We start from the raw sequence: 18,670 nt of genomic DNA, 5'->3' as shown, positions 1-18,670 counted from the left end.
GGTAGGCCCGGACCAGGGCCGTCCGCAGCTCGCGCCACCCGGCGCCCGGGCCGACGGCGGCCAGGGTGCCGGCGGTCAGGCGCGTCGCGCGGTCGGTGTCACCCGTGAGCGTGGCGGCCAGCAGGTGCAGGCGCGCACCCTGCTCGGCGACCAGGTCACCCCGGTCGTCGCCTCCCTCCGGCCTCCCTGCCATCGACCCATCGTGCCAAACCCGCGGGCTGTGCTCTCGGCGGAGCGCTGGGCGGGATCGCTGCGGCAGGGGGGTCAGACCTGCGCGTCCCCGAAGGGGGTGATGCGCGGGCCGCGGACGCCCTCGGTGTCGAAGCGCTCCTTGGCCCGCTCGCGGATGACGCGGGGCACACCCCACTGCTCGCCGGGCCGGCACTTGGCGAAGATGCGCAGCGTCATCGTGCCGCCGGAGACCGACTCCACGCCGGCCACCGTGGGCTCCTCCAGGAGCTTGCCGGACCAGTCGGGGTCGGCATACACCTGGGCGGTGACCTCGCGCAGCAGCGGGATGACCTGCGCCGGGTCCTCGTCGTAGGCCACCGGGATGTCGATCGTCGCGACCGCCCAGCCCTGACTCTTGTTGCCGATGCGGATGATCTCGCCGTTGCGGATGAACCAGACGACCCCGCTGGCGTCGCGCAGCCGGGTGACCCGCAGGCTGACCTCCTCGACGGTGCCGACCGCCTCGCCGGTGTCGATGAAGTCACCGACGCCGTACTGGTCCTCGATGATCATGAAGACGCCGGACAGGAAGTCCTTGACCAGCGACTGGGCGCCGAAGCCGAGCGCGACACCGCCGATCCCGGCGCTGGTCAGCAGGGGTGCCAGCGGCATACCCAGCTCGGCCATGATCGTCAGCAGCGCGACCGTGGCGATGGTGAAGGTGGCGATGCTGCGCAGCAGCGAGCCCATCGTCAGCGCCCGCTGCCGCCGACGCTCGTTCCGCACGCCGGCCGCCGAGTCGAAGACCCGCTCCAGCGAGGACCGCTCGTGGTCGTCGGCGCGCGTCGCGGCGCGCTCGACCACCCCCTTGATCGCGCGGTGCGCCGCCCACCGGGCGATGATCGCGAAGACGAGGATGAGGACGATCCGCAGCGGCGCGCCGAGCAGCCAGTCCACGGTCGACCCCCAGGAGTCGAAGGGCACGTCGAGATTCGGCATACCCCCATTGTCGTCGCCCGGGCAGGTGCCCCTGCACCCCCGCCGGCCGCGGACGACGCCCCGTCGCGGCGCTAGGGCCCGGGGGCCCTCTCCTGAGAGACTGTGCTCGACCGTCCCCTGCGAAAGGTTCGACCCTCGTGACGCAGAGCATCACTGCCCTCGCCCAGCTGGCGGGCGCCTACGGCATCGCGACGGAGTTCTGGGACTGGCAGGGCCGCCACGCGCAGGTCCCCGACGAGACGGTCGTCGCCGTGCTGGAGGCGCTCGGGGTCGACGTCTCCGGCGACTTCGTCGACCGCGAGCTGACCCGGGTGCAGGAGCGCGAGTGGCACCGGCTGCTGCCCGCCGTCGCGGTGGTCGCGCGGGGCGCGTCCCCGGTCGTCCCGGTGCACCTCACCGAGCAGGAGCCGCCGACGGCGACGCTGCGGACCGAGGACGGCCACGAGCGGTCGCTGGGTCTGCGGCCCGGGCAGGAGGACCGCGAGGTCGGCGGCCGCCCGGTGCGGCGGGTGCTGCTGGACGTGCCGACCGACCTGCCGCTGGGGTGGCACGAGGTCGTCGTGCGCGCCGCGGGCGAGCAGGCCCGGATGCCGCTGGTCGTGACCCCGACCCGGCTGGAGCTGCCGGCCGGGCTGGAGGCGGACGGCGCCCGTGCCTGGGGCCTGATGACCCAGCTCTACGCCATGCGCTCGGCCGCGTCGTGGGGCATCGGCGACCTCGCGGACCTCGGCGAGGCGGGGGCCTGGGCGGCCGGGCTCGGTGCGGACTTCGTGCTGGTCAACCCGCTGCACGCGGCCGAGCCGGTCGGCGAGATGGAGCCCTCGCCCTACCTGCCGACGAGTCGCAGGTTCGTCAACCCCGTCTACATCCGGGTCGAGGACGTGCCCGAGGTCGCCTACCTGTCCGCGGCCGAGCGCCAGCTCGTCGAGTGGCACGCCGACGACGCGCAGCGCTACCTCGCCCTCGACAGCATCGAGCGCGACCCGGTGTGGGCGGCCAAGCAGGCGGCGCTACGGCTCGTCTTCCGGCAGCCGCGGTCCCTGCGCCGGTCCCGGGCCTTCGAGGCCTACGTCGAGCGGGAGGGCCAGGGGCTCGTCGACTTCGCGACCTGGTGCGCCATCGCCCAGGAGCACGGGACGTCCTGGCGGCAGTGGCCGCAGGAGCTGCAGGACGCCCGGGGGGAGGCGGTCGAGGCATACCGGCAGGAGCACGCGACCGAGGTCGAGTTCCACTGCTGGCTGCAGTGGGTGCTGGACCAGCAGCTCGCCCGGGTGCAGCGCGACCTGCTCGACACCGGGATGTCGCTCGGCGTCATCTCCGACCTCGCGGTCGGGGTGCACCCGGACGGCGCCGACGCGTGGGGCCTGGGTGACGCGCTGGCCCGGGGAGTCACCGTCGGGGCACCGGCCGACCAGTACAACCAGCTCGGTCAGGACTGGTCGCAGCCGCCGTGGCGCCCGGACAAGCTCGCCGAGCTCGGGTATGCCCCCTACCGCGAGATGGTGCGGGCCGCCCTGCGCGACAGCGGCGGGCTACGGGTCGACCACGTCATCGGGCTGTTCCGGCTGTGGTGGATCCCGCAGGGCGCCGAGCCGTTCCAGGGCACCTACGTGCGCTACGACCACGAGGCGATGATCGGCATCCTGCTGCTGGAGGCGCACCGGGCCGGCGCCGTCGTCGTCGGGGAGGACCTCGGCACCGTCGAGCCGTGGGTGCGGGACTACCTGCGCGACCGCGGCGTGATGGGCACCTCGATCCTGTGGTTCGAGCGGGACTGGGACGGGGACGGCCGGCTGCTGGACCCGGAGGCCTACCGCGAGCTGTGCCTGGCCACGGTCACCACCCACGACCTGCCGCCCACGGCCGGCTACCTCGAGGGGGTCCACATCGACCTGCGCTCCCGGCTGGGCCTGCTCGACCGACCGTTGGAGGTCGAGCAGGAGGAGGAGGAGCGCTCGCGGGACGAGGTGCTGACCGACCTCCGACGGCGAGGTCTGCTGGGGGAACGCGGCGAGGTGTCCGAGCAGGTCGAGGCGCTGCACGCCTTCCTGGCCCGGACGCCGGCCAAGCTGCTCGGGGTCAGCGTCAGCGACCTGGCCGGCGACACGCGGGTCATCAACCAGCCCGGGACGGACGAGGAGTACCCCAACTGGAGGGTGCCGCTCGCCGGGCCGGACGGCCGACCGGTCCTGCTGGACGAGCTCGTCACCTGGCGCAGCGCCCGCCGCATCGCCCGCGCCGTCGCACCGGACGCGCGCTAGGGCCGCACCGGACGCGCGGTCTGGCCGCACCGGACGCGTGGTCAGGACGCACCGGACGCGCGGTCTGGCCGCACCGGACGCGCGGTCTGGCCGCACCGGACGCGCGCTCAGGACGCACCGGACGCGTGGTCTGGCCGCACCGGACGCGCGCTAGGGCCGCACCGGACGCGCGCTCAGGCCGCACCGGACGCGTGGTCGGCAACGGGTGGAGATGAATCGTGGTCAGGAGGTACGGCGTGCCCGCTCACGCATGCGGCGGGTGACGTAGATCTGCTCCAGGTCGACCGCCGGACGGTCCGCGGAGAACGGCAGACGACGGCGCTCGCCGTTCCACACGGCATACCCTCGGACGGGTGCCGGTGGGGGTCCGAGCACCTGCTTCGCGCGGCTCGCCACCGACTCCGGGTCACCGATGATCTCGTCGCTGGTCCAGCGCACCCCGCGCAGACCGATCCCGCAGAGCCAACCGTGCCGGCGCTGCTCGGCCTCCAGGCGGCCACGGACCGACTGCTCGGGTGAGACGGTCTCGGACTGGTCGAGGAAGTACTTGCCACGCCCGTCCGCCTCGTAGAACGACGCGGACTCCGGCTGCAGCCCGTCCGTCCTGCCGAGGAACCTGCCGTCCTCGTCGAAGATGTCGACCTGGGAGAGCGGGATCGGGAGCCCGCGCTCGTGCAACGTGACGAAGGAGAACGACTCCAGCCAGGTCTCGCGCCGCGGATCGGACAACGCGAGCGCGGCGACGGCCTTGGGGCGTCCCCTCCACCGCTTCTGCTGGTCGAGCTGCTTGCGCAGGTCGGACGTGGTCAGCATGCCCCGGCGCAGGACGTCGTCCACCAGTGCCGTCGAGTGCGGGAGCCGGCGGGTGCGCGCGGTGTCGGCGACCGTCCTGAGCAGGTCGGTGGTGCGCAGCCCGTCCACGACGGCGACCTCCGTGCCGGCGGAGTCGCAGTGGTGCAGGATCACGCCGGGCAGCGTCCGGGATCGTTGCGCGCCCTCGAGGACGGTCAGCTCGACCGGGGCGTCGGGGGAGACCGTGACGGCGAGCCCGTGCAGCAGGGCGGCGCTGGTATGGCTGGCCACGTGCCCGGGGAAGCGTTGCAGCTGACACTGCAGGCGGTCGAGGTGCTCGCCCTGCACCCGCTGCCACTCCTCCTGACCGGGCTGCACGCCGGCACGGGGCCGGCGGAACCAGCTCCTCGACTCCCGCGCGAGCTCGCCGAGCAGGAGCAGCTCGGTGAGCTCGCGGGACGACATACCGGAATCGAGGGCGAACCGGCGGCTGAAGACCGAGGGCAGGGCGGCGAGGTCCATGCCACTCAGCCTCTGTCTCGACCACGGGCACGACCAGGCCTCTGGACCATCCTGTGGATGAAGGCCGGCGGCAGACCGGGGTGTGGATCGGCGCACATCAGGACGCCGAACCCGCGTCCGGAGTCGTCGGGCGACGCGTCCGGAGTGGTCGGGCGACGCGTCCTGTGCGGCCCGGGCGCGCGTCCGGAGTGGTCGGACCACGCGTCCTGTGCGGCCTGGGCGCGCGTCCTGTGCGGGGGTATAGGTCTGGGTCTAGCCCTGGGTCGGGGTCGGGGTCGGGGTCTGGGTCTGGGCGTCGGTGGCCTGGGCGCGCAGGGCACGGGCGACGGCGTCGCGGTTCTCCGCCACCGTGCGGCGCAGGCTGTTCGAGGCGTCCGGGTGCGCCTCCAGCCAGGACTCGCTGGCCTGCAGCAGCTCGGGGGAGGCAACCGCGAGGGGGTAGAAGCCCACCGCCAGCGACTCGGCGATGTGGTGCGTGCGCTCGTCCCACACCTGCCCGACCACGTCGTGGTAGCGCTCGACGAAGGGGCGCAGCAGCGTCTCGTCGTGCACCCGCCCGAAGCCGAGGGCCATCGCGGCCAGCACCGAGTTGGACAGGCCGGCGGTCTCCACCGCGTCGACCCACGCGGTCTCCTTCGCCTCCGCGGTCGGCACCGCGGCCCGCGCCCGGGCGGCCTTCTCGTTGCCGGTCGCGGTGTTGTCGCGCTCGCGCTCGGCGGCGATCTCGTCCTCGCCGGCCGCCCCGGCCGTCGCGAGGGCGGTGAGCAGCGTCCAGCGCATGTCCTGGTCGACGGTCAGCCCGGCCAGCTCGCGCTCCCCCGTCAGCAGGCCCCGCACCAGGGCGAGGTCCTCCTCGGACCGGGCGAACGAGGACCACGCCGTCACCAGCTGCAGCTGGGCGTCGCTGCCGGCGTCGGCGCCGAGGGTGCTCTCCCGCAGCCCGGCGGTCAGCTGCGCGACCACGGCCTCGCGGTGCTCGGGCGCGGTGTAGGTGAGCGCGGCGGCGCTCACCTGCTGGATGAGCACGCGCAGCAGGGTCGAGTCGGTCTCGCCCGGGAGCGCGGTGAGCACGAGGCGCACGTAGTCGCTCGCGGCCATCTCGCCGTCCCGCGTCATGTCCCACGCCGCGCCGAGGACGAGCGCCCGCGGCAGCGACTCCTCGAACGCCCGCAGGTGCTCCAGGGCCGTGGCGAGCGAGTGCTCGTCGAGCCGGATCTTGGCGTAGGCGAGGTCGTCGTCGTTGACGAGCAGCAGGTCGGGCATCGGACGCCCCACCAGCTCGGGCACCTCGGTGCGCTCCCCGTCCACGTCGAGCTCGACCCGGTGGCTGCGGCGCAGCGCCCCGTCCACGAGGTCGTAGCAGCCGACCGCGAGCCGGTGCGGGCGCTGGGTGGGGTGCTCTGACGGCGTGGTCTGCACGATCGCCAACGAGGTGATGGTGCCGTCCTGCGCCACCTCGACCTCGGGCGTGAGCGTGTTGACGCCGGCGGTCTCGAGCCAGACCTGGCTCCACGAGCTCAGGTCCCGCCCGCTGGTCGCCTCGAGCTCGACGAGCAGGTCGCGCAGGGTGGTGTTGCCCCACGCGTGCTTGGCGAAGTAGGCGCGCAGCCCGTCGCGGAACGGCTCGCGCCCCACGTAGGCCACGAGCTGCTTGAGCACCGAGGCGCCCTTGGCGTAGGTGATGCCGTCGAAGTTCACCTCGACGGCGGCCAGGTCGACCATGTCCGCGGCCACCGGGTGGGTGGAGGACAGCTGGTCCTGCCGGTAGGCCCACGCCTTCTCGGCGGTGCCGAAGGTGGTCCAGGCGTCGGTCCACCGCGTCGCCTCGGCCTGGGCCGTCGTCGAGGCCCACTCGGCGAAGCTCTCGTTGAGCCACAGGTCGTCCCACCACGTCATGGTCACGAGGTCGCCGAACCACATGTGGGCCAGCTCGTGCAGGATGGTGAGGGCCCGGCGCTCCACGATCGCCTCGGTCACCTTGGACCGGAAGACGTAGTTCTCGACGATGGTCACGCAGCCCGCGTTCTCCATCGCGCCCATGTTGTACTCCGGCGTGAAGATCTGGTCGTACTTCGTGAACGGGTAGGCGCAGTCGAACTCCTCCTCGAAGAAGGCGAACCCCTTCTTGGTGACGTCGAGGATGTTGTCCGCGTCCAGGTGCGGGGTGAGGCTGCGTCGGCAGAAGACGCCCAGCGGCACCTCGCCGGCCCGCGTGCTCACCGAGTCACGGACGACGTCGTACGGCCCGGCGACCAGCGCGGTGATGTAGGACGAGATGCGCGCGGTGGCGGGGAACGCCCAGGTCGCGGTGTCGACGCCGTCGGCGTCATCGGTCCGCCCGGCGGGCGTCGGCTCGGGGGTGGGCTCGTTGGAGATGACCTGCCAGTGCGCGGGTGCCGTCACGGTGAAGGCGAAGGTGGCCTTGAGGTCGGGCTGCTCGAAGACGGGGTACATCCGCCGGCTGTCCGGGACCTCGAACTGGGTGTAGAGGTAGACCTCGCCGTCGGCCGGGTCGACGAACCGGTGCAGGCCCTCGCCGGTGTTCATGTAGGCGCCGGTCGCCTCGACGACCAGCTCGTTGGTCTCCGCGAGGTCCGGCAGGGTGATCCGCCCGTCGGACACCGACCGGGCCGGGTCGAGCTCGGTGCCGTTGAGCACGACGCGCTCGACCGAGGGCCCGACGAAGTCGATCCAGGTGGACCCGCCCGGCCGCGTGCAGGTGAAGCGCACGGTGCTGCTCGTGGCGAAGGTCTCCGGCCCGCGGGCGAGGTCCAGGACCACGTCGTAGGACTCGGTCCGGAGGAGCGTCGAACGCTCGGCGGCCTCGTCACGGGTCAGGTTGGTCCCGGGCATGCAGATGTCTCCTCGTCGAGCGTCAGGTGCGGCTGAAGGTCAGGGTATGCCGTGACACGATGGTCGCATGACGCATCACGAAGCACCTGCCCAGTCCGGTGAGACGACGCACGCCGAGATGTTCTTCGACCCGGCCTGCCCCTGGGCCTGGATGACCTCCCGCTGGCTGCTGGAGGCCGCGGAGGTGCGCAACCTGGAGATCACCTTCTCGGTCATGAGCCTGTCCGTGCTCAACGAGGGGCGCGACCTCGACGAGGGCTACCGCGCCATGCTCGACCGCGCCTGGGGCCCGGTCCGGACCATCGTCGCGGCCACCGCCGACCTGCCCGCGGACGAGGCCAACGACCTGCGCCGGAAGATGTACGACGCCTACGGTCAGCGCATCCACCTCGAGGGACGCGGCAGCGAGGAGCTCGACACCATCACCGCCGAGGTGCTCGACGAGCTGGGTCTGGACCCGGCCCTGACCCAGGCGGGCGGGAGCGAGGCCTACGACGAGACGCTGCGGGCGAGCCACCAGCGGGCCATCGACCTCGTCGGCGACGACGTGGGCACGCCGGTCGTCCGGGTGGAGGACATCGCGTTCTTCGGTCCGGTCGTCACCCCGGCGCCCAAGGGCGAGGCCGCCGGCCGGCTGTGGGACGGCTGCCTGCTCGTCGCGCAGACCCCCGGCTTCTACGAGATGAAGCGGACCCGCACCGTGGGCCCGGACTTCAGCTGAGGAGGCCGGCATGCGGGTGCACATCGGCGGTGACCACGCGGCCTACGAGCTGCAGCGCGACCTGGTCACGTGGCTCACCGAGCAGGGCCACGACGTGGTCGACCACGGACCCCTGGATCTCGACCCCCAGGACGACTACCCCGTCTACGTGCTGCGGGCCGCACGGGCGGTGGCCGAGGAGCAGGGCTCCCTCGGCATCGTGCTCGGCGGGTCCGGCAACGGGGAGCAGATGGCGGCCAACAAGGTCGTCGGCATCCGGGCGGCCCTGGCCTACCGGCCCGAGCTGGCCCGGCTCGCCCGGGAGCACAACGACGCGCAGGTCGTCTCGCTCGGCGCGCGCATGCACAGCACCGACGAGGCGCGGGAGATCGTCGCCACCTTCCTGGCGACCGACTTCTCCGGGGACGCGCGGCACCAGCGGCGCATCGACATGGTGAGCGCCTACGAGGCCGACGGGACGCTGCCCCCGCAGGGCTGACGTCGGGCACGATGAAGCCCCCGCCCGGTGCGTCCGGGCGGGGGCTTGGTCGTGCAGGGGTGTCGTCCTGCCGAGGTCGGCTCAGGACTTCTCGTCGTCGCCCTCGTCCTCGACGCCGCCGAGCTGGTCGGCCCGGTCGTTGGCGAAGACCTGCGCCTTGTCGACCTGCTCGGAGTGCTGGCCCCCGGTCTTGTCGTCGACGTAGTCGCCGCCCTGCTCGACCCCCTGGTCGACCTTCTCGTCGTGCTTCCCGGCCATGTCCTCGGCCTTGTCCATGAACCCCATGACGTGGCTCCTTCCCGTCGGGTCCGGCGCCCCGGTCGGAGCGCCCGTCCAGCCACACAAGCACACGGTCGGCGGGCCTGTCGTCATGGATGGCCGCCCCTGGGGGCGGCCGGGACGGTCGTGCTCCTACTGGTAGCTGATGAAGTCCGGGGTCGGCTCGACCTGCATCGTCGCCTCCGGCGAGAGCGGTCCGGGCAGGTCCTCGTCGTAGAAGTTCTTCCACCCCCAGTAGGGCACCGACGGGGCGTGGTCGTGCAGCGTCCGCCAGGTGCCCTGCTTGTCCGCCTGGGCGCCCTGCCCATCGGCATGGATGAGCACCGCGACCTCGGTGCGGGACTGGTCGACCTCGTCGACCCCGGGGATCATCCGGGTCTGGAACTGGTGCAGGACCAGCATCTTCTGCGGCAGGTCGTGGTCGCGGGTGAGGTCGGCCAGCCAGTCGACGACGGCGTCGACCTCGGCGACGTCGACCTGGCCGATCTGCTCCAGGTGCACCTCGCTGGGGCCGAGCCGCCACTCGGGGTCCAGCGCGAGGCCCACGTGCGGGCGCCGCAGCAGCTCCTCGTACCTCCTGGCCTGGGTGAGGAAGTCGGTCCGCCCGGGCTGGAGGTCCAGCACGACGTACATCCCGTGCTTCTCGGCGAGGTCGACCAGGGGCCGGAGGGTCTCCAGGTCCATCTCGGTGCTGTAGTTGCCGTCAGCGCCGGCCTCCGAGCTGGCCACGGTGGCGATGATCTCCAGCGCAGGCACGACCGGCTCGTCGGTCAGGTCGGCATACGGTGCCGCCACCTGCTCGGCCCGCTCGACCGTGGCCTCGGGGCCCTGCTCCCCGAGCACGCCGAGCGCGGACGTCGTCGGGTTGCCGTAGAGCGCGACGTAGGTCTTGCCCGGGAGCACGAGCTGGCCGCCGCCGGGCAGCTCGACCCCGGTCGCCGCGGTCTGCGCCCGCCAGGTCAGCGTCTGCGCGGCACCGAACTCCTCGCCGATGCCGATCACGGTGCCCGGGTCCGCGTCGGCGAGCGCCTGCACCGTCTCGGAGGTGGCCCGCGGGTCGCCCTCCGGCACGACGAGCACCTGCGCCCCCACGGCGCGGGCGGAGGCGACGGCGGCGGCGTCCTCGTCGGCGCCCGTCGTCATCACCGTCACCCCGTCGACCACCTCCGGTGCGGAGGTCTCCGGCAGCTCCTCGACGTCGGACTCCAGCGGCTCCACCGGGGCGCTCGTCTGCCCGGCCGGGTCGCCCGCGGTCTGCGTCGCGGCGTCGGTGTCGGCGCCGGACGGCGCCCCGTCCCGGTCCACACCCGTCAGCAGCGCTGCCACGCCCGGCTCGAGCCCGACCAGGGCGCGGACCTGCTCGCCCTCGGGCACCGGCTCGCCCGCGGGCTCGGTCCCGAGGGCCTCCGCCAGCGCCTGGTCGTCCGTGACGGCCAGGACGTCGACGCCAGGGTCGTCGACCGGCCCCACGGTGAGGGCTGTCCGCGCCCCGAGCCGCGCCACCTCCTCAGCCACTCCGGGGCCGTCCACGAGGACGGGCACGCCGAGCGCGACGCCGGCGGAGGCGGCGGCCAGCTGCTCGTCCTGCGCCGCGACGACGACCACCGGGGCGCTCTCGAAGAGGGCGCGCGAGGCCTCGACCGACAGCTCGGCCGACGTGCCGCCGGAGAGGACGGCGGGCTCCGGACCGGCCACGGGGACGGCGACGAGGGTGTTGGCGCCCTCCTCCTCGTCCCCGGTCGGGTCGCCGCCGTCCGAGGAACCCTCGGCCCCGGTCGGCGTCCCCGTCCCGTCCGCCGAGCCGGGTGAGTCGGCGCCGGGGGTGCACGCGGCCAGCACCACCGCCGTGGCGGTCAGCGCCGCCCAGCGGCGACGGGTACGGGCGTGGTGGACAGACATACGACTCCCTGCGATCGACCGCGCGCCGACCGTCCCGACGCCACCCCTCACGCTAACCCGGGCTGTCACGGCCCCCGGGGCGCCACGCCCCGTGGCGCCGGCGCACCGGCTCGGCCACCATGGTCGGGTGAGCCGACGCTGGGTGCTGCACGTCGACCTGGACCAGTTCCTCGCCGCCGTGGAGGTCCTGCGTCGCCCGGAGCTGGCCGGTCGGCCCGTCGTGGTCGGCGGCCGGGGCGACCCGAGCGAGCGGGCCGTGGTCTCGACGGCGTCCTACGAGGCGCGCGAGCACGGGATCCGCTCCGGTATGCCGCTGCGCGTCGCCGCCCGCCGGTGTCCCGGTGCGGTGTTCCTGCCGCTCGACCTGCCGGCCTACGAGGACGCCTCGGAGCAGGTCATGGGCGTCCTGCGCGGCTGGCCGGGCGCCGTGGTGCAGGTCCTGGGCTGGGACGAGGCGTTCGTCGGGGTGCGCGCCGAGGACCCGCAGGAGGTGGCGGGCGCCCTGCAGCGTGCCGTGCTGGAGGCGACGGGGCTGCACTGCTCCGTGGGGATCGGCGACACGCTGGTCCGGGCCAAGACGGCCACCGACCTCGGCAAGCCCCGCGGCACCGCCGTCCTCACCCGCGACACCTGGCTGGACGTCATGGGCCCGCGGGCCACGACGGCGCTGTGGGGTGTCGGCCGGCGGATCGCGAGCCGGCTGGCGGCTCTCGGCATCGCCACGGTCTCCGAGCTGGCCCACGCCGACGACGAGGTGCTGCGCGCCGAGTTCGGCCCGGGCAACGGGCCTCGGCTGTCCGCGCTGGCGCGCGGGGAGGGCGCGGACCGTCCCGACGACACGCCCTGGGTGCCGCGCGCCCGGGGGCGGGAGACGACGTACCAGCAGGATCTCCGGACTGCCGACCAGGTCCGTGAGGCGTTGGGGGAGCTCGCGGAGCGGGTCGTCGCCGACGTCGGGGAGGAGGGCCGCCCGGTCCGGCGGGTGCACCTCAAGGTGCGCTTCGCGCCGTTCTCCACCTACCACCGGTCCCACCTGCTGGCGGCGCCCACGACCGACCCGGAGGTGCTGGCAGACGAGGCCTTCGCGCTCTACGAACGGCTCGACGACGACCGGCCGGTGCGCCTGCTCGGCGTCCGGGGGGAGATGGTGCCCCCGGCGGGTGGCTACGGAGACCGACGTGGTCGGATGGAGACATGAAGATCGGCATCATCATCGGCTCCCTCCGTGACGGTCGCAAGGGCGAGAGCGTGGGCCGGTGGGTCCACGAGCGGGCGCTGGCCCGGGGCGGCTCGGCCGAGTACGAGCTCATCGACCTCAAGAGCTTCGGCGTCCCGCTCCTGGAGTGGGAGAAGGTCCCCGGCGGCGCGAAGAAGCAGTACCCGCACGACAGCGTGCTGGCCTGGAGCGCGGCGGTGGACGCGTGCGACGCCTTCGTGCTCGTCACGCCGGAGTACAACCACTCGGTCCCCGGCGGGCTGAAGAACGCCACCGACTGGCTCTACCCGGAGTGGCAGGGCAAGGCAGCGGGGCTCGTCGGCTACGGCTCCGAGGGTGCCGTCCGCGCGGTCGAGCACTGGCGGCTGATCCTGGCGAACTACAGCATGGTCGTCGTGCGGCAGCAGGTGGCGCTGCGCACCATGGAGGAGTTCGACGGGGCCGAGCTCACGCCGCACGACTGGCGCCCGGACGAGCTGGACACGCTGCTGGACCAGGTGGAGGAGGCCGCGGGACGGCAGCCGGCCTGAGCGGCCCGGGCCGCGGACGACGACCGCTGGACAGGGTGGAGCGGGTGACGGGAATCGAACCCGCGTAGCCAGTTTGGAAGACTGGGGCTCTACCATTGAGCTACACCCGCGTGACCAGCGCGACGTCCTCCGTGCCCCGGCCGAGCAGTTAGTCTAAACCCTCCACCGCGGGCGGCCGTGACGCCGCCCCACCACGGGGTATGGCGCAGCTTGGTAGCGCGTCCGCTTTGGGAGCGGAAGGCCGCCGGTTCGAATCCGGCTACCCCGACCACCTAGCATGGTGCTGATCCGCGTGCCCGCCCGTAGCCGACCTGTGCCCGGCGGGCCACGACATACCCCCGACATGACAACGGAGCAACCAGCAGTGAAGAGCGCTGTCGAGACCCTGACCCCGACCCGGGTCAAGCTGACCGTCGAGGTCCCCGCCGCCGACCTCAAGCCCCGGCTGGACGCCGCCTACAAGAGCATCGGCGCCAACGTGCAGATCCCGGGCTTCCGCAAGGGCAAGGTCCCGAACCGGATCATCGACCAGCGCTTCGGGCGCGGTGCCGTGGTGCAGGAGGCCGTCAACGAGGCGCTGCCGGAGTACTACACGCAGGCGATGACCGAGAACGGCCTCACGCCGCTGAGCCAGCCCGAGGTCAACCTCACCTCGCTGCCCATGGAGGACGGCCAGGACCTGGCGTTCGAGGCCGAGGTCGACATCGTGCCGCAGTTCGACCTCCCGGACTTCTCCGGCATCGAGGTCGAGGTCGAGCCGGTCCAGGCGTCCGAGGAGGACGTCCAGACCCGCATCGACAACCTGCGGGAGCGCTTCGGCACCCTCAAGCCGATCAAGCGCAAGGCCAAGACCGGCGACCACCTCACCATCGACCTCTCCGCCGTGATCGGCGACGAGGAGATCGACTCGGTGACCGGTGTCTCCTACGAGATCGGCTCGGGCACCATGCTCGACGGGCTCGACACGGCGCTGCGCGGCACCAAGGCCGGGGAGACGGTGGAGTTCCAGTCCCCGCTCGCCGGCGGCGACCGCAAGGGCGAGAAGGCCGACGTCACCGTCACCGTGCAGGCCGCCAAGGAGCGCGAGCTGCCCGCGCTGGACGACGAGTTCGCCCAGCTCGCGAGCCAGTTCGACACCATGGACGAGCTGCGTGCGGACCTGGCCCAGCAGGCCGAGCAGGGCGCCCGCTTCGAGCAGGGCGTCGCGGCCCGCGACAAGGTCCTCGAGGCCATGCTCGCGATGGTCGAGATCCCCGTGCCGGACAGCCTCGTCGAGGCCGAGGTGCACCGGCACCTGGAGGGCGAGGACCGCCTGGAGGACGACGAGCACCGCGCCGAGGTGACCGAGTCGACCAAGAAGGCCATGCAGACGCAGTTCCTGCTGGACGCGCTGGTCAAGCGCGACGAGGTCGAGGTCGACCAGGGCGAGCTCATCGAGTACATCATGATGACCGCGCAGCAGTACGGCATGAACGCCCAGCAGTTCGCGCAGCAGATCGACCAGCAGAACCAGGTCCCCGCGATGGTGGCCGAGGTCGGACGCCGCAAGGCGCTGGCGAACGTCCTGGAGCAGGCCAAGGTCACCGACACCGAGGGCAACGTCGTCGACCTGGACGCCATCGAGGGTGACGACGAGGACGACGCGGACGAGGAGGTCGCCCCGGGCGACCAGGTCGTCGCCCCGGGCGACCAGGTCGTCGAGGCGGGCGACGAGGTCGTCGAGGCGGGCGACGAGGTCGTCGAGACCGAGGAGGAGTCGGCCGACAAGGCCTGACCCACTCACCACGCACGGTGCGCCGCTGCACCGGGTATGCCGCCCGACAGGGCGATCTCAGGGCATACCCGGTGCCTGCGCTTCTGCGTGCGGAGGGGGTGTGGACAACCGCTGCAGTCGCGCCCTTCCCGGGGTCGGGCGGAGGGACGGTCGGCGCTCGCGGGCCGCGCGAGGGCGTGGGGCGGTCAGCGCAGGGCGTCGGCGTGCGCGGGGGCGCGGACCGAGGGCTGCGGGGCGCGCTGCTCGTGCAGCGACAGCGCGACGACGGTCGCGACGACCAGCACCATCCCCAGCCACTGCGTCGGCTCCGGGCGGCTGCTGAACGCGACGACCCCGATGAGGGCGGCGGTGAGCGGGAAGGTCAGCTCGGCCAGGGTCGCCCGCGCTGCCGGGGTATGCCGCAGCGCCCGGTAGTAGAGCGTCATCGCCAGGAGCCCCGGCAGCAGGGCGAGGGCGAGGATCGAGGGGACGGCCGACAGCGGGACCGCGAGCGGGGTGCCGGTGAACCCGGCGATGACCGCGAGGGTGACCAGGCCGAACGCGAACCGCAGGGCGGCGAGGTCGACGAAGCCCAGCTCGGCGCTCGCCCCCCGGCCGAGCACGGTGCCCGCGGCCCAGAGGGCGGCCGCGCCCAGCGCCAGCAGCGCCGCCTGGGCCGAGCTCACGCTCACCGCGAACGGGTCGGCGAAGGTCATGAGCCAGGCGCCCACCACCGCGGGCAGGAGGAAGAGCAGGTAGGACCGACGCAGGCGCTCGCCCAGCAGCACCGCCGCCAGCGCGAGGGCGATGAAGGGCTGCAGCTTCTGCAGGACCTGCGGCGTGATCGGGTCACCGAGCCGGAAGGCGGCGGTGAACAGGGTCGTCGCCAGGGCCGAGCTGCCGGCCCCGATGACGAGGACGCTCACCTGCGTGCGCGGCGTCGCGGCCCGCCACCGGCGCAGGGCGGGCACGAGCCACGGCAGCAGGGCCAGGGTGAGCAGCACGTGCTCCCAGAAGACGATGGCCAGGGACGGCAGCTCCTGGGCGAGGGGGCCGCGCCAGAGGGCGGAGAGCCCCCAGAGCGAGGCGGCCAGGGCCACCAGCCAGGTGCGGTCGGTGCGGGAGGTGGGGGTCACCGGTCAAGCCTAGAACGGTCGGGGCCGGCCCCACACGCACGGGCGCCCCGGCCCGGGAGCCCGGGCCGGGGCGGGCAGTGCGCTCACGGCGAACACGGCCCCGGTGGGGGAGTGTCGCGACCGGGCCGGGCGTTAGGGTCACTGACAAGCACACGTGCCGCACGGCATACCCCGGACGAAGCGAGGGAAAGCAGCACATGACTGACGAGACCACCATGGCCGAGCGCCCGGCACAGGCCGGCCTGGACGACCAGATCTACAACCGGCTGCTCAAGGAACGCATCATCTTCCTGGGCTCCGACGTCCGCGACGACAACGCCAACGCCATCTGCGCCCAGCTGCTCCTCCTCGCCGCCGAGGACCCGGAGAAGGACATCTGGCTCTACATCAACTCCCCGGGCGGCTCGGTGACCGCGGGCATGGCCATCTTCGACACCATGCAGTGGATCCCCAACGACGTCGCCACCGTCGCGATGGGCCTGGCCGCCTCGATGGGCCAGTTCCTGCTCTCGGCGGGCGCCCCCGGCAAGCGCTACGCCACGCCGCACGCCCGGGTGATGATGCACCAGCCCTCCGGCGGCATCGGCGGCACCGCCTCCGACATCAAGATCCAGGCCGAGCAGATGCTGCACATCAAGCACCAGATGGCCGAGCTCATCGCCGAGCACACCGGGCAGAGCGTCGAGCAGATCACCCGCGACTCCGACCGCGACCGGTGGTTCACCGCGGCCGAGGCCAAGGACTACGGCTTCGTCGACCACGTCTACGAGCGCTCCGGCGACGCCGGACCCACCTCCTGACCGGCCACCCAGACGCGAGAAGAGAGCTGATCTCACCATGACCTACCCCCAGCAGCAGAGCCCGTATGCCGGTGGTGCCTGGATGGGCGCCGCCCCCGCGCAGCCCGGTGGCGGGCTCCCGGCGCCGCTCGCGCCGAGCAGCCGCTACATCCTGCCGCAGTTCGAGGAGCGCACCTCCTACGGCACCAAGCGCCAGGACCCCTACACCAAGCTGTTCGAGGACCGGATCATCTTCCTCGGCGTCCAGGTCGACGACGCCTCGGCCGACGACATCATCGCCCAGCTCATCGTGCTGGAGAGCCAGGACCCGGACCGCGACATCCTCATGTACATCAACAGCCCCGGTGGTTCGTTCACCGCGCTGACCGCGATCTACGACACGATGCAGTACATCAAGCCGGACGTGCAGACCTTCGTCATCGGCCAGGCCGCGTCGGCGGCCGCCGTGCTGCTGGCCGCGGGCGCCCCGGGCAAGCGGTTCGCGCTGCCCAACGCCCGCGTGCTCATCCACCAGCCCGCGCTGGCCGGTGGCGACTACGGGCAGGCCTCCGACATCGAGATCCAGGCCAACGAGGTGCTGCGCATGCGGACCTGGCTGGAGGAGACCTGGGCCAAGCACTCGGGTCGCACGGCCGAGCAGGTCCAGAAGGACATCGAGCGCGACAAGATCCTCACCGCCGCCGAGGCCAAGGAGTACGGCCTCGTCGACGAGGTGCTCGCCTCGCGCAAGGCCTCGCTGGACGACTGAGTCCCGCGGGTATGCCGACGGCCGGGCCCGCGCGGCCCGGCCGTCGGCATACCCGGACGTCGGCGCACGCCGCAGAGGTGTTGCGCTGACAGCGGACAGGGAGCGCCAACACGCGGACGGCGCCCGGAAAACCCTGCCCAAACCCCTCCCGGCAAGGTAGCGTCGGGCGGACAGGGCGAGCCCGGCTCGCCCCACGGACCCCCGGCCCGAGCTCAGGAAGGACGACCACGTGGCACGTATGGGCGAGAGCAGCGAGCTGCTGAAGTGCTCTTTCTGCGGGAAGAGCCAGAAGCAGGTCAAGAAGCTGATCGCCGGGCCCGGGGTGTACATCTGCGACGAGTGCATCGACCTGTGCAACGAGATCATCGAGGAGGAGCTGGCCGAGTCCAGCGACCTCGGGCTGGGCCAGCTGCCCAAGCCGCGCGAGATCTTCGACTTCCTCCAGAACTACGTCGTCGGCCAGGACCCCGCCAAGCGCGCCCTGGCCGTCGCGGTCTACAACCACTACAAGCGGATCCAGGCGGGGGAGGGCAAGAGCGGCGGCGAGGACAACGTCGACATCGCCAAGTCCAACATCCTGCTCATCGGCCCCACCGGGTGCGGCAAGACCTACCTCGCGCAGACGCTGGCGCGGATGCTGAACGTCCCCTTCGCGATCGCCGACGCCACCGCGCTCACCGAGGCCGGCTACGTCGGCGAGGACGTCGAGAACATCCTGCTCAAGCTCATCCAGGCCGCGGACTTCGACGTGAAGAAGGCCGAGACCGGCATCATCTACATCGACGAGATCGACAAGATCGCCCGCAAGAGCGAGAACCCCTCGATCACCCGGGACGTGTCGGGGGAGGGCGTGCAGCAGGCGCTGCTGAAGATCCTCGAGGGGACGGTCGCCAGCGTGCCGCCGCAGGGCGGGCGCAAGCACCCGCACCAGGAGTTCATCCAGATCGACACGGGCAACGTGCTCTTCATCGTCGGTGGTGCCTTCGCCGGCATGGAGAAGATCATCGAGTCCCGGACCGGCAAGCAGGGCCTGGGCTTCGGCGCGGAGCTGAAGTCGGCCAAGGACGTCGGCGAGCACTTCGGCGACGTGCTGCCGGAGGACCTCATGAAGTTCGGGCTCATCCCGGAGTTCATCGGTCGCCTGCCGGTCATCACCACGGTGTCGCCGCTGGACCGGGACGCGCTGGTCAACATCCTCACCGAGCCGCGCAACGCCCTGGTGAAGCAGTACCAGAAGATGTTCGAGATCGACGGCGTGGAGCTGGAGTTCGCCGACGAGGCGCTCGAGGCGATCGCCGACCAGGCGCTGCTGCGCGGCACCGGCGCCCGCGGGCTGCGGGCGATCCTGGAGGAGGTGCTGCTGCCGGTGATGTTCGACGTCCCCTCCGACGACCAGATCGCCAAGGTGGTCATCACCCGCGAGGTCGTCCAGGAGAACGTCAACCCGACGATCGTGCGGCGCGACGTCGCCCCCCGCAAGCGTCAGCAGCGCAAGGAGAGCGCCTGACCTGC

16 protein-coding genes and 2 tRNA genes are annotated in these 18,670 nt (G+C 72.5%); 10 read left to right on the top strand and 8 right to left on the bottom strand.

Annotated features, from left to right (window positions below):
• Nucleotides 1–193 (bottom strand): hypothetical protein (locus EUS26_RS15545; RefSeq protein ID WP_130014743.1); only part of this gene is annotated, 193 nt, incomplete at its 3' end.
• 71 nt (nucleotides 194–264) lie between these two features.
• The gene (locus EUS26_RS15540) at nucleotides 265–1,170 is read right to left on the bottom strand and encodes a mechanosensitive ion channel family protein (protein ID WP_130014742.1); all 906 of its coding nucleotides are present in this window, start codon (nucleotides 1,168–1,170) and stop codon (nucleotides 265–267) included.
• 137 nt (nucleotides 1,171–1,307) lie between these two features.
• Between EUS26_RS15540 and malQ the strand changes: the two genes are divergently transcribed.
• Complete coding sequence (gene malQ, locus EUS26_RS15535; protein WP_130014741.1) at nucleotides 1,308–3,431, top strand: 4-alpha-glucanotransferase; 2,124 nt, start codon at nucleotides 1,308–1,310, stop codon at nucleotides 3,429–3,431.
• A 222-nt stretch (nucleotides 3,432–3,653) separates the two neighbouring features.
• Here the strand turns inward: malQ and EUS26_RS15530 are convergent, their stop codons facing one another.
• Both EUS26_RS15530 and pepN read right to left on the bottom strand, forming a co-directional pair.
• On the bottom strand, nucleotides 3,654–4,745 hold the full coding sequence (locus tag EUS26_RS15530; RefSeq protein WP_130014740.1) for a La RNA-binding domain-containing protein: 1,092 nt from the start codon (nucleotides 4,743–4,745) through the stop codon (nucleotides 3,654–3,656).
• A gap of 252 nt (nucleotides 4,746–4,997) precedes the next feature.
• Nucleotides 4,998–7,598 (bottom strand): aminopeptidase N, encoded by a 2,601-nt coding sequence (gene pepN, locus EUS26_RS15525; RefSeq protein ID WP_130014739.1) that lies wholly within the window; start codon nucleotides 7,596–7,598, stop codon nucleotides 4,998–5,000.
• Nucleotides 7,599–7,665: 67 nt separating this feature from the next.
• On the opposite strand from pepN, the gene EUS26_RS15520 reads away from it, so the two are divergent.
• The gene (locus EUS26_RS15520) at nucleotides 7,666–8,319 is read left to right on the top strand and encodes a mycothiol-dependent nitroreductase Rv2466c family protein (protein ID WP_130014738.1); all 654 of its coding nucleotides are present in this window, start codon (nucleotides 7,666–7,668) and stop codon (nucleotides 8,317–8,319) included.
• Between the two features lie 10 nt (nucleotides 8,320–8,329).
• The gene (locus EUS26_RS15515) at nucleotides 8,330–8,797 is read left to right on the top strand and encodes a ribose-5-phosphate isomerase (protein WP_130014737.1); all 468 of its coding nucleotides are present in this window, start codon (nucleotides 8,330–8,332) and stop codon (nucleotides 8,795–8,797) included.
• A gap of 81 nt (nucleotides 8,798–8,878) precedes the next feature.
• Here the strand turns inward: EUS26_RS15515 and EUS26_RS15510 are convergent, their stop codons facing one another.
• Entirely contained in the window at nucleotides 8,879–9,082 is a 204-nt protein-coding gene (locus EUS26_RS15510; protein WP_130014736.1) for an antitoxin, read from the bottom strand.
• A gap of 126 nt (nucleotides 9,083–9,208) precedes the next feature.
• On the bottom strand, nucleotides 9,209–10,975 hold the full coding sequence (locus EUS26_RS17425) for a hypothetical protein (protein ID WP_130014735.1): 1,767 nt from the start codon (nucleotides 10,973–10,975) through the stop codon (nucleotides 9,209–9,211).
• Between the two features lie 127 nt (nucleotides 10,976–11,102).
• Between EUS26_RS17425 and EUS26_RS17420 the strand changes: the two genes are divergently transcribed.
• Nucleotides 11,103–12,173 carry a DNA polymerase IV gene (locus tag EUS26_RS17420; RefSeq protein WP_238149027.1) on the top strand — a complete coding sequence of 357 codons (1,071 nt, stop codon included), beginning with the start codon at nucleotides 11,103–11,105 and terminating at the stop codon, nucleotides 12,171–12,173.
• On the top strand, nucleotides 12,170–12,721 hold the full coding sequence (locus tag EUS26_RS15495; RefSeq protein WP_130014734.1) for an NADPH-dependent FMN reductase: 552 nt from the start codon (nucleotides 12,170–12,172) through the stop codon (nucleotides 12,719–12,721). The genes EUS26_RS17420 and EUS26_RS15495 overlap by 4 nt, the downstream gene beginning before the upstream one ends.
• Before the next feature lie 36 nt (nucleotides 12,722–12,757).
• Here EUS26_RS15495 and EUS26_RS15490 read toward each other — a convergent pair.
• Nucleotides 12,758–12,831: transfer RNA gene (locus tag EUS26_RS15490), tRNA-Gly, on the bottom strand.
• An 84-nt stretch (nucleotides 12,832–12,915) separates the two neighbouring features.
• On the opposite strand from EUS26_RS15490, the gene EUS26_RS15485 reads away from it, so the two are divergent.
• A tRNA-Pro gene (locus tag EUS26_RS15485) sits at nucleotides 12,916–12,992 on the top strand.
• Nucleotides 12,993–13,085: 93 nt separating this feature from the next.
• Nucleotides 13,086–14,495, top strand: a complete 1,410-nt coding sequence (gene tig / locus EUS26_RS15480) for a trigger factor (protein ID WP_130014733.1) — start codon at nucleotides 13,086–13,088, stop codon at nucleotides 14,493–14,495.
• Nucleotides 14,496–14,680: 185 nt separating this feature from the next.
• Here tig and EUS26_RS15475 read toward each other — a convergent pair whose 3' ends face one another.
• Nucleotides 14,681–15,610 carry a DMT family transporter gene (locus EUS26_RS15475; RefSeq protein ID WP_130014732.1) on the bottom strand — a complete coding sequence of 310 codons (930 nt, stop codon included), beginning with the start codon at nucleotides 15,608–15,610 and terminating at the stop codon, nucleotides 14,681–14,683.
• Nucleotides 15,611–15,807: 197 nt separating this feature from the next.
• On the opposite strand from EUS26_RS15475, the gene EUS26_RS15470 reads away from it, so the two are divergent.
• The 3 genes from EUS26_RS15470 to clpX all read left to right on the top strand — a co-directional run bounded on the left by EUS26_RS15470 (nucleotide 15,808) and on the right by clpX (nucleotide 18,665).
• A complete protein-coding gene (locus EUS26_RS15470) occupies nucleotides 15,808–16,410 on the top strand; it encodes an ATP-dependent Clp protease proteolytic subunit (protein ID WP_130014731.1) in 603 nt (200 codons plus the stop codon).
• Nucleotides 16,411–16,492: 82 nt separating this feature from the next.
• The gene (locus EUS26_RS15465; RefSeq protein WP_130014744.1) at nucleotides 16,493–17,158 is read left to right on the top strand and encodes an ATP-dependent Clp protease proteolytic subunit; all 666 of its coding nucleotides are present in this window, start codon (nucleotides 16,493–16,495) and stop codon (nucleotides 17,156–17,158) included.
• A gap of 229 nt (nucleotides 17,159–17,387) precedes the next feature.
• A complete protein-coding gene (gene clpX / locus EUS26_RS15460) occupies nucleotides 17,388–18,665 on the top strand; it encodes an ATP-dependent Clp protease ATP-binding subunit ClpX (RefSeq protein ID WP_130014730.1) in 1,278 nt (425 codons plus the stop codon).
• The last annotated feature ends 5 nt before the right edge of the window (nucleotides 18,666–18,670 follow it).

It is taken from the genome of Serinicoccus sediminis (assembly GCF_004153545.1).
GTDB lineage: Bacteria > Actinomycetota > Actinomycetes > Actinomycetales > Dermatophilaceae > Ornithinicoccus > Ornithinicoccus sediminis_A.
This window is presented reverse-complemented; position numbering and strand designations above follow the sequence as displayed.

Excerpts from the sequence above, each read along its gene's own strand:
- EUS26_RS15470 (WP_130014731.1), top strand. The coding sequence starts at position 15,808 with ATGACTGACGAGACCACCATGGCCGAGCGCCCGGCACAGGCCGGCCTG.
- EUS26_RS17425 (WP_130014735.1), bottom strand. The coding sequence starts at position 10,975 with ATGTCTGTCCACCACGCCCGTACCCGTCGCCGCTGGGCGGCGCTGACC.
- EUS26_RS15540 (WP_130014742.1), bottom strand. The coding sequence starts at position 1,170 with ATGCCGAATCTCGACGTGCCCTTCGACTCCTGGGGGTCGACCGTGGAC.
- EUS26_RS15520 (WP_130014738.1), top strand. The coding sequence starts at position 7,666 with ATGACGCATCACGAAGCACCTGCCCAGTCCGGTGAGACGACGCACGCC.
- EUS26_RS15510 (WP_130014736.1), bottom strand. The coding sequence starts at position 9,082 with ATGGGGTTCATGGACAAGGCCGAGGACATGGCCGGGAAGCACGACGAG.
- pepN (WP_130014739.1), bottom strand. The coding sequence starts at position 7,598 with ATGCCCGGGACCAACCTGACCCGTGACGAGGCCGCCGAGCGTTCGACG.
- EUS26_RS15530 (WP_130014740.1), bottom strand. The coding sequence starts at position 4,745 with ATGGACCTCGCCGCCCTGCCCTCGGTCTTCAGCCGCCGGTTCGCCCTC.
- EUS26_RS15515 (WP_130014737.1), top strand. The coding sequence starts at position 8,330 with ATGCGGGTGCACATCGGCGGTGACCACGCGGCCTACGAGCTGCAGCGC.
- EUS26_RS15495 (WP_130014734.1), top strand. The coding sequence starts at position 12,170 with ATGAAGATCGGCATCATCATCGGCTCCCTCCGTGACGGTCGCAAGGGC.
- EUS26_RS15465 (WP_130014744.1), top strand. The coding sequence starts at position 16,493 with ATGGGCGCCGCCCCCGCGCAGCCCGGTGGCGGGCTCCCGGCGCCGCTC.